This is a genomic window from Pullulanibacillus sp. KACC 23026, from assembly GCF_029094525.1.
In the GTDB taxonomy this organism is placed as follows: Bacteria; Bacillota; Bacilli; order Bacillales; family Sporolactobacillaceae; genus KACC-23026.
In genome coordinates this window covers 1,471,773-1,484,720 of sequence record NZ_CP119107.1, presented here as the reverse complement: position 1 = coordinate 1,484,720, position 12,948 = coordinate 1,471,773, and the positions used below count along the sequence as shown (strand labels likewise).

The 12,948-nt window shown below is 43.6% G+C and carries 10 protein-coding genes and 1 other annotated feature; of the genes, 1 reads left to right on the top strand and 9 read right to left on the bottom strand.

Translation table 11 applies throughout. The annotated features are described in order from the left end of the window. Nucleotides 1-50: 50 nt before the first annotated feature. Nucleotides 51-2,696 carry a valine--tRNA ligase gene (locus PU629_RS06660; protein WP_275283508.1) on the bottom strand — a complete coding sequence of 882 codons (2,646 nt, stop codon included), beginning with the start codon at nt 2,694-2,696 and terminating at the stop codon, nt 51-53. Between the two features lie 90 nt (nt 2,697-2,786). Beyond that, nucleotides 2,787-3,021, bottom strand: a binding site (T-box leader). A gap of 184 nt (nt 3,022-3,205) precedes the next feature. On the opposite strand from PU629_RS06660, the gene PU629_RS06655 reads away from it, so the two are divergent. Next, entirely contained in the window at nt 3,206-3,403 is a 198-nt protein-coding gene (locus tag PU629_RS06655) for a hypothetical protein (protein ID WP_275283507.1), read from the top strand. A 500-nt stretch (nt 3,404-3,903) separates the two neighbouring features. Here the strand turns inward: PU629_RS06655 and PU629_RS06650 are convergent, their stop codons facing one another. The 8 genes from PU629_RS06650 to hemA all read right to left on the bottom strand — a co-directional run bounded on the left by PU629_RS06650 (nt 3,904) and on the right by hemA (nt 12,773). After that, nucleotides 3,904-4,998 (bottom strand): phosphotransferase, encoded by a 1,095-nt coding sequence (locus PU629_RS06650; RefSeq protein WP_275283506.1) that lies wholly within the window; start codon nt 4,996-4,998, stop codon nt 3,904-3,906. A 6-nt stretch (nt 4,999-5,004) separates the two neighbouring features. After that, nucleotides 5,005-6,201: a stage VI sporulation protein D gene (gene spoVID, locus PU629_RS06645; RefSeq protein ID WP_275283505.1), complete on the bottom strand. Its 1,197-nt coding sequence runs from the start codon at nt 6,199-6,201 to the stop codon at nt 5,005-5,007. 386 nt (nt 6,202-6,587) lie between these two features. After that, nucleotides 6,588-7,871 carry a glutamate-1-semialdehyde 2,1-aminomutase gene (hemL, locus tag PU629_RS06640; RefSeq protein ID WP_275283504.1) on the bottom strand — a complete coding sequence of 428 codons (1,284 nt, stop codon included), beginning with the start codon at nt 7,869-7,871 and terminating at the stop codon, nt 6,588-6,590. Continuing rightward, on the bottom strand, nt 7,868-8,857 hold the full coding sequence (hemB, locus tag PU629_RS06635; RefSeq protein WP_275283503.1) for a porphobilinogen synthase: 990 nt from the start codon (nt 8,855-8,857) through the stop codon (nt 7,868-7,870). The genes hemL and hemB overlap by 4 nt, the downstream gene beginning before the upstream one ends. Next, the gene (locus tag PU629_RS06630) at nt 8,845-9,624 is read right to left on the bottom strand and encodes a uroporphyrinogen-III synthase (protein WP_275283502.1); all 780 of its coding nucleotides are present in this window, start codon (nt 9,622-9,624) and stop codon (nt 8,845-8,847) included. Before PU629_RS06630 ends, hemB begins: the two co-directional genes overlap by 13 nt. Continuing rightward, complete coding sequence (gene hemC, locus PU629_RS06625; protein WP_275283501.1) at nt 9,624-10,556, bottom strand: hydroxymethylbilane synthase; 933 nt, start codon at nt 10,554-10,556, stop codon at nt 9,624-9,626. Before hemC ends, PU629_RS06630 begins: the two co-directional genes overlap by 1 nt. 13 nt (nt 10,557-10,569) lie before the next feature. Then, nucleotides 10,570-11,286, bottom strand: a complete 717-nt coding sequence (gene ccsA, locus PU629_RS06620) for a cytochrome c biogenesis protein CcsA (RefSeq protein WP_275283500.1) — start codon at nt 11,284-11,286, stop codon at nt 10,570-10,572. Between the two features lie 116 nt (nt 11,287-11,402). Next, entirely contained in the window at nt 11,403-12,773 is a 1,371-nt protein-coding gene (gene hemA, locus PU629_RS06615; RefSeq protein ID WP_275283499.1) for a glutamyl-tRNA reductase, read from the bottom strand. Nucleotides 12,774-12,948: the final 175 nt, after the last annotated feature.

The following is a 12,948-nucleotide window of genomic DNA, read 5'->3' as shown; positions in this document are numbered from 1 at the left end:
CCTTCGCCAATCTTATAAATGGCAGGCTGATCAGCCTGCCATTCTAGTTGTTAATTTTGTAGTTCATTCAGGCGTTCTTGTACTTTATCACGTTTTGCCAAGTAATCTGTTTCTTTTTCACGCTCAGCTTGAACAACTGCTTCTGGAGCTTTAGCCATGAAGCCTTGATTGGAAAGCTTCTTTTGCACCCGCTCTACTTCAGATTCCCATTTCTTAAGTTCTTGCTTTAAGCGCGCGATTTCTTCTTCAAAATTGATCAAACCCGCAAGCGGCAAATAAAGCTCTGCACCCGTTACAACAATGCTAATCGATTGTTCAGGGGCGGGTAACCCTTCTGCAAGAGTCAACGTTTCTGGGTTACAGAAACGCTCCAAATACATTCGGTTTTCTTCAAGAAGCGCTAGCTCAACAGCGCTTGCCGGTTTAATTTGGATATCAATTTTTTTACTAGGTGCTACATTCTTTTCAGCACGCGTATTTCGAACGGCTTTGATTATATTCTGAAGCAGCTGCATCGTTTTATCAGCTTCTTCATCTGCCAGTTCAGAGTGGCTTGTCGGCCATTCAGCTTTTAGGATCGTTTCTCCTTGATGTGGAAGATACTGCCAAATTTCTTCTGTAACAAACGGCATAAATGGATGAAGCAATCTGAGTGTCTGATCCAAAACATGGACCAATACGGATTTGGTTGTCTGTTTGGCTGCTACATTCTCCCCATAAAGAGCGATTTTTGCCATTTCAATGTACCAATCGCAGAAATCATCCCAAATAAAGGAATAAAGCTTTCGACCAGCTTCTCCAAAATCATATTTCTCAATCTGTTGAGTGACCGCTTCGATCGTCGTATTCAACCGAGACAAAATCCAACGATCTGCCACCGATTTTTCACCCTCTAAAGAAATTTCATCATAAGTCATGTCACCTAGATTCATGATGAGAAAACGAGAGGCATTCCAAATCTTATTGGCAAAATTCCAGCTTGCTTCTACTTTTTCCCATTGGAAGCGTTGATCCTGCCCCGGTGTTGTACCTGTAGCAATCGTATATCTTAAGGCATCTGCACCGTATTTATCAATCACATCCATTGGGTCAATCCCATTGCCTAGCGATTTACTCATTTTACGACCCTCTGCGTCACGAATAAGCCCGTGGAGCAAGACATCTTTAAAAGGTTTGCGGTCAGTAAATTCAATGGATTGGAAGATCATACGAGCAACCCAGAAGAAGATGATATCGTAGCCTGTAACCAGGACGTCCGTTGGGAAATACCGGTTAAGATCCGCCGACTCTTCATCTGGCCATCCGAGCGTCGAGAATGGCCAAAGAGCTGAGCTGAACCAAGTATCCAGAACATCCTCATCTTGATTCCACTCTTCAGGATTCGCCGGTTCTTCCATTCCGACATAAACCTCGCCTGTTTCTTTATGGTACCAAGCTGGAATACGATGTCCCCACCAGAGCTGACGAGAGATACACCAATCGCGAATGTTCTCCATCCAATTGAAATACGTATTTTCAAAGCGTTCTGGAACGAAATGAACCGCTTCTTCTCCATGCTGCTTCTGAATGTTCACTGATCGTTCAGCTAGAGGTGCCATTTTAACAAACCACTGAGTAGACAAATAAGGCTCAACGACCGCATCGCTGCGTTCCGAGTGACCAACCGAGTGCATGATGTCTTCAATTTTAACTAAAACACCTGCTTCTTCTAGATCCTTAACAATCTTCTTACGGCATTCGAATCGGTCAAGGCCTTGATAACTGCCGGCATTTTCATTCATCGTCCCAGATTCATCCAAAACCAAAATTCGTTCAAGGTTATGGCGATTACCAAGTTCAAAATCATTCGGATCATGAGCAGGCGTAATTTTGACTGCGCCAGACCCAAACTCTCTATCGACGTAATCATCAGCTACAATTGGTATTTCACGGCCGACGATAGGTAAAATAGCCGTTTTGCCGACTACCTCTTTGTAGCGCTCGTCATCTGGATGAACGGCGATGGCTGTATCACCAAGCATCGTCTCCGGCCGTGTGGTTGCTACCTCAATAAAGCCCGATCCGTCGGCTAATGGATAACGCAGATGATAGAGATGACCTTGAACCTCTTTATAAATAACTTCAATATCGGAAAGCGCCGTTTTAGTAGCAGGGTCCCAGTTGATAATATATTCACCGCGATAGATTAATCCTTTTTCATAAAGCCGGACGAACACTTCACGAACCGCTTTAGATAACCCTTCATCTAATGTAAAGCGCTCGCGGCTGTAATCGAGGGAAAGACCCATCTTTGCCCATTGGTTGCGAATAAATTCAGCGTATTCTTCCTTCCATTCCCAAGAAACTTCCAAAAATTTCTCGCGACCGAGCTCATAACGGTTTGTTCCCTGCTCACGGAGCTTCGCATCGACCTTAGCCTGTGTTGCGATACCGGCATGGTCCATCCCAGGCAAGTAAAGCGCATCATACCCTTGCATCCGCTTAAAACGAATGAGTAAATCCTGCATCGTTGTATCCCAGGCATGCCCCAGATGAAGCTTACCCGTTACGTTCGGCGGTGGGATCACAATCGTATAAGGGGTCTTGGAAGGATCTTCGCCTGCTTTAAAATATCCTTTATCCTTCCATATCTGATACCATTTACTCTCTGTCTGATTCGGGTCGTACTTGGCCTTCAATTCAGGTTTCTCAGACATACTATTCCTCCTATCCATATCCACAGGAAACGCTTCGGGCTGCCTTCTTCTTCAAGAAAAAGGCCAATAAAAAAAGCCTTCTTCTCCCTATAAAAGGACGAAGAACGCTCCGCGGTACCACCTTTGTTCGCTTGGAATGAACCAAACACACTCTCTGTTCGATAACGGGAACAACCGGTTCACTTCTACTGCGAGCCGAAGCTCGGGTTCAAAGGAACAGCTCAAGGGCGACCTTCCAAATGGCTAACTCAAGCAATCTTTCAGCCGGTGAATTGCTCTCTCTAATAGTCAGCCAATCTGTACTCTTCCCTATCCACGCACCTGTGTTTTGTAATTTCATTTTACGAGTATCTTTTCCGAATGTCAAATCGTTAAAAAGAGTTATTGGATAAGGACAAATAAGAGTGCACGATTAGCCCATGTTCACATAAAATAATACTAATTGGTTCTGATGTACACGCTCAGGGTTCGAAAAAGACCTTCACGACCACCGAACGGGAGGTGTTGATTTGTTTAATCGCTGGAGATATAACAAATACCGATTGCCCCCTTGGATCAGAGCGATTCGCGATGGGATCGAACTTTTTATCCTGCCATTAGCCGTTTTTCAAGGGCTTCGAATGCTCTTCTTCCCAACGACATTTGATATTATTCTGTTCATAGTGATGATTGCCCTCTACATTTGTTTCTTGAGAAGCTGGATTTAAGGATCTTGGACGGGGACAGACCTCTGCCAAGCCGTTATTCTTTCTTGATGGGTGGGGACAGACCTCTGCCAAGTTGTTATTCTTTCAGTAGAGGTCTGTCCCCTATATAATAGATAAAAGCTTGGGATATTTCCCAAGCTTTTATCTTTAATAGGCGATGTTAAAGAGGAGTTGATAAATAAGCGGAGAATTTTCTCTTAATTAGGAAATCCCACTGAAAACAGCTAAAATAGACGGAGATTTTCCGGCTATTGACTCTAGAAAGCGTGGATCGGAGTCCTTTTGCCCTGCTTAACCGGAAAAACTCCGCTTATATTCCCGCATCTGAGCTCGATTCTGCTGTTTAACCGGAAATCTTCCGCTTATTTCTGGTTATCTCAATTACTTGCCTTATTAAAAAATCAACCTAGTCATTAACACGTTGACACCTACAATGGTCAAGCTGTTTTTTTAGGTGGCAATGTTGCCGATTAACAGAGCCAATTCGTTAGCGTCTCATCTCAGTCCTTCCCCGTTTTTTCATCTGATTCACTCGGTGATTGTGGCTTGTTATCCAACAGTGGCCGAGTAGCCTGCCAAGTTCGCCCCCAGTGATGATAAGCTTTTTCAAGATTAATGGTCATGCCTCGCTCATCAAGCTGACTCTTTCGACTTTGCTTATACTGATGAAGCAGGCGAACTAGTGAAGCCGGCTGACAGAGATGAGCTGAGAGCAAGGTCTTTTCATGCTCATCTAATGGAAAGATCGTTTCATAAATATCAAATCCCCTTTTTAGTGCTTCGGGGTGAACCGTTGTCTGTCCCCATCTTAACAACCACAGTAGATCACGGACTGGCAGATCGATCCCTGATTGATCCGTACTGATCCAGTTCCGGCGTCTTCCCGAAACAATAAGATGGGCGGTGGATGGTTTGCCATGACAGGAGACAACCCTTATCTGTTTTTTCTCAGATAATTGGTCTTGCCAGTTTTTCATGCGTGTGTGGGCTTCTTCTGCACCTGAACGGATTTCAGAAAAGATCGCCATAAAGCGCTGTTCAAAAGGAGATGGATAAAGGCGATGTTCACAATCATTCATAAATAAATCGAGGCTTAACACTTGCTCTGACCACACTTCAAGACATCTTTCTATAAAAGCCTCCCGCCACGCCGCCTCTAATTCAAAGCTCTGTGCGGTTAATCGATGCCAATCCCCAAGTGTATCCCATAGCATTTCCCATTGATCCGATTGATCACGGTCCGTGATGGATAACCACTCAGTCAGGAAATAGATGTCTCGGCCATCCATAGAATAAGGCTGACCATTCGAATTCAGGATTAATGCAGGGGTTTGAATCGGACTCTGCCTTGAAGCTTGATAAAAGGATAGAAAACGTCGAAGTTGATTATGGGTTAAAGCGATTCTTTTTAAAGCGTATTGGTTGCCTTGATCCTCTATATACCATACTCTTCCATGACTTATCACCCTCACCATCTGCGGATTTAACTCATACGCCGAAAAGACCGAGGAAGGGATCTCTTCATGAGGTTCCTTATAAAAAGAAGAAACGTGACCACCGAGATCGAGGTCACGCCAAGCATTGGTCTGAGACAAAATCACTCACCCCTTTACCGGGATATATAACACTTGCCCTTCATCCAAGCTCTCTGTGCTTAATTGATTCCTTCTTAAAATATTCGTTACCGGAACTTTATATCGGTTAGCGATTGTTTCAAGGTTATCCCCTTCTTGAACAATGCAAATTTTCACCTTTGTAAACTGTTCATTTTCGCTCGTCAGCATCTTAGTGAGATACAGGGCATTTTCATCACGTCGTTTAATTTTTGGTTTTTCTTCAACGGACTCTTGGTGATCCACTTCCTCCGCAACTGACGGGACGTTTTCTTCAATAGGAGCTGTTTGTTCAGGTTCAGGTGCTGGTGTTGAAGGCACAGCAGGCGCCGATTCTGAAACTTGAACGGCCGGCTGCTTGTTTTCTTCACCAGCGGCCTCAGTTCCCTTTTTCAAACCTGTATTTACTTGCATAGTAGGGGTTTCAAATTGTTTGAACCCTGTTTCGGTTTCAGGTTCACTCTCCATTGGAATGTTCTCACTTCGCACAGGGATGATGATTTCTTCCTCCTCATCCTCTGTCTGGAATAACACGCCATCCTGAGCATCTGCTGCTTCTTCAAAATCCGTTTGATAAGAGAGTTCTTCTATTGCTTCCTCTTCACGTTCCTTAAAATCAATTTGCGGGGCTTTTGCTGGCTCCTCTTCATCAGGCTCTCGATACGCTTCATAGTTGACCGTGTCTAGTGGATCATAGGCATTCTCTTGTTTTTCTTGATAGCTCTCCTCTTGACGTGAATCAATAGCCTGCAGGTCGGGATTAACTAACCCAGAAATCGAAATATCTGCCTGTAATTGCAGACACCCCTTATTCGGTTGAACATAGTCCAATGAATCAACAGTGACATAAACATCTTCAATAGCCCTCACACGATTAGCCGGAATAGTGATATCCACTGGAAAATGGTGTTCCATATATGCCGTCCCATCTTCTGTTTCCATAATTTCGTCAATCACACGGTAGGAGACGTCTTCGGTTCGTTCAATCACTTCATCCTGAACCGCAGGCTTATATTCACCGGTCAATCTTAATGAGCCTCTTATAGCAACATATTGAGATGTTTCTTCTATTGTGATATCGGGGTCGAGAGCTAAGGATAAAATCTCCTCTGCTTCATATCCATTTCTTAACCAAATGGTTTCATCGATTGAAAATTGAAGACTTTGGCTTGAGGCATGGGACATTACGTTCACCCTTTCCACTTATTCATAATACAGATTTATGTAATCTCGTCTGTTTTTATGTCAACTTCCTAGTTTAGAGCAAAAAAACGATAAGCACTTACTCATCGAATGGTTCCCTTAACCTCAGTCTATTCACACTTTCTAGCAAACATGACTCTTTTCTATTTTTAATAGAAAAAAGATTGAACCAATAGCCCAATTGTGATATCGACAAGCCATTACTCGCTCACGGGTTGCCCGCCTAAAAAGGGCCTAAAAAGCAATAAAATTTATGAAAACAGCCTAGCTGCATGTATCCTTTTTTCTTATAATTTTACCTGCGTCGATTTTCTGCTTTCTTAATGTAAAAAATAGCGTCCACCGTAGTGAACGCTATTTTTGACCTATCAAAATTTTGAAAAGGCATAGTCAGCTGCCTGAATGGTTGCTTCGATATCTTCCATAGAATGAGCGGTTGAGAGGAATAAGCCTTCAAATTGAGAAGGGGGTAATGAAATGCCTTGCTCAAGCATCATTCTAAAATAAGAGGTAAAGTGATCTAAATTGGCTGATTTAGCTGTTTCGTAATTAATGACCTGTTTATCCGTAAAGAACAAGCCAATCATCGAACCAATACGGTTAACAGTTAATGGAACACGGTGCTTTTCTGCCGCGGCAAGATACCCTTCTTCAAGACGAGTTGCTTTTTGTTCAAAGCCTTTATAGTCTTCAGGCTTCACTTGTGAAAGTGTAGCGAGCCCTGCCGCCATAGCGAGCGGATTGCCTGACAACGTTCCTGCTTGATAGATGTTACCCGCCGGTGCGACTCTTTCCATAATATCGCGGCGTCCACCGTATGCTCCTACAGGGAGTCCCCCGCCTATTACTTTTCCGAGACAAGTCAAATCAGGAGTAATCCCAAAACGCCCTTGCGCTGAATAATAATCCACTCGGAAACCGGACATGACTTCATCAAAAATTAAAAGGGAACCATACTCTTCTGTGATTTGTCGAAGACCCTCTAAGAAACCTGGCAGAGGCGGAACCACCCCCATGTTTCCTGCTACAGGTTCAACGATAATTGCCGCAATTTCTTCACCAAACTTCTCAAAAGCAAACTTCACGCCATCAAGATCATTGTAAGGAACCGTAATGGTGTTTTGCGCAATTCCCTTTGGTACTCCAGGACTATCTGGTAATCCTAATGTCGCTACACCTGAACCCGCCTTAATTAAAAGAGAATCTCCATGGCCATGGTAACAGCCTTCAAACTTCAAAATTTTATCACGGCCGGTAAACCCTCGAGCCAGACGAAGCGCACTCATCGTTGCTTCCGTTCCAGAGTTCACCATCCGTACAACGTCAATGGAGCGAACGCGATCAATGACCAATTCGGCAAGCTCGGTTTCAAGCAAGTTAGGCGCCCCAAAGCTTGTCCCGCGTTCCGCTGTTTCTTTTATAGCTTGTACAACATTTGGTTGCGCATGGCCAAGAATAAGCGGTCCCCATGATAAGACATAGTCAATGTACGTATTTCCATCAATATCAGTGACCCGTGAGCCTTTTCCTTCTTTTATAAAAACAGGTGACAGATCCACCGATTTAAAAGCTCTCACCGGTGAATTAACCCCACCGGGCATCACTTTCTTCGCTTTTTCAAACGCCTGAACAGATCGACTTATATTCATCATGACTTATAGCCTTCTTTCAACCAACGAGCTGCCTCTTTCGCGTGATAAGTCAAAATTAAATCAGCACCAGCACGCTTAAAGCTCGTTAAAATTTCTAAAACGGTTTGTTTTTCATCAATCCAGCCGTTTTGGGCCGCCGCCTTGACCATCGCATATTCCCCGCTCACATTGTAAGTAACAAGAGGCAGATCATACAGATTACTGATATCACGAAGGATATCCAGATAAGACAAGCCAGGTTTCACCATTAAAAAGTCCGCGCCTTCCTGAACGTCGGATTCCGCTTCACGGAAAGCCTCTCTTCTGTTTGCCGGGTCCATCTGATACGATTTACGATCTCCAAATTGCGGCGCACTATCTGCTGCATCACGAAATGGTCCATAGAAGGCAGAGGAATATTTCACCGCATAAGACATGATCGGAATCTCTTCAAAGCCTGCTTCATCCAGCTCTTTACGAATAGCTGCCACAAATCCATCCATCATATTGGAAGGGGCAATAATGTCAGCCCCTGCTTCAGCTTGTGAAACAGCGGTTTTTGCAAGTAAGCTTAAGCTCTCATCATTTAAAACTTGGTCACCTTGAATAACCCCGCAATGACCATGGTCGGTATACTCACACAAACAAGTGTCGGCAATGACAACGAGTTCAGGAAAGTTTTCTTTAATCACTCGAATGGCTTTCTGCACAATTCCATGAGTGTGGTAGGCGCCTGAACCCACTGCATCTTTTTCACTTGGAATACCAAACACCATAACAGAAGGTATACCAAGAGAAACGACTTCTTCCATTTCTTTCACGAGTGTGTCTAAAGAGAACTGAAAGACGCCTGGCATCGAAGAGATTTCGTTTCGAACCCCTTCTCCTTCAACCGCGAACACGGGATAAATAAAGTCATCCACCGTCACTTGAGTTTCTCGAATCATGCGGCGCAGAGTCGGTGTCCGACGCAACCTTCTATGACGGTCAAAATTTAATGTTGACATGATGATCCCTCCAAATAATAAGCAGCTATTGCTTCAATAAGTGCTTTTACAGTATATTGGTTTGGCATTATAACATGGCTAAACCCTTGTTCCAAAGCAAATTTCTTGGTTTCTGGTCCAATGCATCCAAGCAAGACGCGGTCAAAGAATGGATCATTAACCGTATAGCCAGAAAGTTCAAGAAAAAAGGCAAGCGAAGACGGACTTGTTAATGTCAGGACATCGATAGGATGTTCCTTTAAAACCCTTTGCAAATCCGATTTACCTTCGTAATTGGGAACCGTATGATAAACGATATAGCTCGAGACCAAGTGCCCCTGTTCTTTCAAAGACTCTTCCAGTGACTCCTTGGCAAGCTGTCCTTTTAAAATGGCTAGTTTCTGTCCCTCGGGCAATTCAGAAAAAGCAGTCGCTAAGGCACGAGCCGTAAAATCAGATGGCATGAGATCGGCCTTTAGACCATATTGGTTAAGGGCTTCAGCCGTCTTGCTTCCGACAACTGCAATCCTAGGAAAACCGATAGACGACCTCTCTTTTATTTGGTCAAAAAAAGACCGAACTCCATTAGCACTTGTAAAAACAAGCCAATCCTGCTCCATAATTGCGTGAATGTCAGCCTCACCTAATAAAGCTTGCTTAAACGACAAAACAGGTGCAAGGTAAGGAATCCCTCCATAGGACTCCACCACTTTTGCCATGGCCATAGCAGAAGCCCCATCACGCGTAATTAACAGACGGCGGCCCAAAAGTGCAGAAGCCTTGTTCATTATTGGTTCAATTCCTCTTTAACAGAATCAAGAATAGCTTTGGCGCCTCTCTCCTTTAAGTCATTGGCAAGACCTTCACCAAGAGCTAATGGATCACTACCTTCTGCCTGACCAGCTATGACAGTTTGACCATCCGGTGTCGCAACGAGTCCTGACAACTGGATAGTTCCTGATGACTGCAATTGTGCAAAAGCCGCAATCGGAACTTGGCAGCCGCCTTCAAGTGCCCCTAAGAACCCTCGCTCAGCCTGAACCGCTTGAGCCGTTTCTTCATCGTGAATACTTTTTAACAAGGCAAGCAGTTCCTCGTCATCCGAGCGGCATTCAATCGCTAAGGCACCTTGGCCCACAGCTGGGAGCATCGTTTCCGCTTCAAGCACCTCTTTCTTCACCCGGTCAGACCAGCCCATTCGTTCAAGCCCGGCCGCCGCTAACACAATCGCATCAAACGGTCCTTCTTCAAGTTTTCTTAATCGGGAATCAATATTCCCACGAATCGATTCAATTTCCAGGTCCGGTCTTATGGCAAGCAACTGGCTTTGTCGGCGAAGACTGCTTGTTCCAACAACCGCCCCTTCAGGTAATTCGGCAAGAGAGCGGTTATCCTTCGTAATGATGACATCAAACGGGTTTTCACGAACAGGAATGCAGGCAATGGTGAGTCCTGGAGGAAGCTCAGCAGGCATGTCCTTCATGCTATGTACCGCAAAATCAATCTCTTTATCATAGAGTGCTTGTTCAATTTCTTTAACAAATAAGCCTTTGCCTCCTACTTTTGACAGCGTCACATCCAGAATTTTATCACCTTTAGTTACAATATGTTTGAGTTCGAAATTCAAATCAGAATGCTTCGCTTTAAGCTGGTCCATCACCCAATTAGTCTGAGTAAGAGCCAATTGACTTTTTCGTGAGCCTACTCGAATAGTTCTCATATCCTACCTCCTATTACCATAGATGGAAACTCGTAATCGTTTGTGATAAAAATACGTTGATTAGTATTAAAAGAAAAGCCGTTGTGTTCCAAAAAACAAGGGGTCTTCCATATACATTCTTGCCTAATTTCTGATAAAGATAATAGCCATAAACCCCTAATATAATGAAAGAGGTAATCACTTTTGGATCGAGCCAGCTGAAGTTAGGAAGGGCAGCTGATGCTCGAATGACCCCAAGGATTAAACTCACAAACAATAAGGGAACTCCACACAAATTGCAATAAAAAGCGCCTTTCTCAAGCATTGAAAGACTTCCAAAGCGAGTGAGCTGCCGATTCCATTTCTTCTTTTTCAACCAAGAATACTCCACCATATACATCATAGACAGCACGAATGAAAGAGTAAAGAAAGCATAAGCAATAAGCGCAATTGTAATATGGATAATCAGCAAGTCCGACATTAAATGACTGTTGATTAACTCTGGAGCACGCCTGTCCGGCTTGAAAAGACTGATGGCCATGAGAATAAAGCCGGCCAAATTAGAAAAAGAAATGATAAGGTCAAGTTCATAAAATCGATCCAAAACGAGCGTGACCGTAACAAGAAACCAAGTTAAAAAGAACAGACCATCCGTTAAGGTGACGATGGGAAATTCCCCTAATTCTTCATATTTCAGAAAGAAGATCCCCACCTGCAAGACCCAAACAATAGAAAGCAACCAGAAGGCCATTTCATGTACCCTCCGGTTGGTCTGAACAAAATCTATAAAAAAGCAAGAAATGCATAAGGTGTAAAGGCTGATTGTTGTGTCATAAAGTAGATTTAACAACATGCCTGAACTCCTTTCTAGGAGTTAATCGCCGCTTCATTCCATCTAACCTTTTGCCCCTCGGCATTAGGTTGTTTCGATTCTGCAAGGTTTGAAGCAGTTCCAGCCACTTTCTTTTCATAGGCTTCTTCAACACCAAATAACTGGATCAGCGTTTCAAGCTTAAGCTGTCCTTCTCTCTCGTCGGCAAATTCTTTCGCTCGCTGGATAGGGTCTCTTAACAATTGGTTAATAATACTCTTCATATGCTTTCCGATGAGTTTCTTATCGCGATCAGACAGATGATCCAATTTCCGTTCAAGACTCTTCATCGTATCCTCCTGAATCATAAGCGCCTTCTCACGTATCGCTTGTATTGCCGGCACAACGCCAAGGGTCTTGATCCATTGTTCAAATGCCGCAATTTGAGAGACAATCAACGCTTCAATTTTTTGAGCTTCTTCTTGTCTTTCAAGAATATTGGCTTCAACAATACCTTCGAGATCATCGATATCATATAGAAAAACGCCTTCCACTTTATTTATCTCCGGATCAATATCACGAGGGACGGCAATATCAACAATGAAAAGAGGTCTGCCTTTTCTCTCTTTCATTGCTTGCTGAACAGTTCCAGCGTCCAACACTAATCCTTTTGCCCCTGTTGAACTAATGACGATATCCGTTTCTTTCAGTGCGGATTCCATGCGTGTCCATTCCAGCGGTTGACCCGAGAAGTGAGCAGCAAGCTCTTCTGCCTTCTCATATGTGCGGTTGACGACACGGATTTTCGGAACACCATGGCTCTTTAAATGTTTGGCCGTCAATTCACCCATCTTGCCCGCACCAATGATCAAGATTTCCTTATCGTCAAGACGACCAAAAATCTTATTGGCAAGCTCGACAGCGGCATAGCTGACCGAAACAGCATTTTCATTAATTGAGGTTTCAGAATGGGCTCGTTTAGCAACCGTCAAGGCTTGCTTAAACAGTTCATTAAAAAAGGTGCCTGTTGTCTCAGAGGACTGAGCCAACATAAACGAAGAACGTACCTGACCAAGAATCTGAGTCTCGCCAATGACAAGCGATTCCAATCCGCACGTCAAACGGAAAAGATGTTCAACCGCTTCTCTTCCTTCCTTCACAAATAAATAAGGTTCAATATCTTCCGGCCTTTCATTGAACCAATTGATCAGGAATTGTTTTGTATAATAACGGCCTGTGTGCACTTGGTCAGTGACAACATAGATTTCTGTCCGATTGCACGTAGAAACAATGACGTTCTCAAAAATACTTTTCTGTTGTCTTAACTCAACATGAGCACGTCCCAATTCAGACTCTGGGAAAGCAAGCTTTTCCCGGATATGAACAGGTGCCGTTCGATGATTCAACCCAACGACCAAAATATGCATAACGGTCACTCCATGTTTTAAAAGTATAATCTATTTATAAATCAAAATAAGGACTTCCTAAATAATTAAGGATTGATCAAAAAACCAACCCACTCAACAAAACATCCAATAAACAGTATACCACAAAACCCCATCGCATTTTAGTAATAAAAATCACACTTGAGGCGCGGTGGTC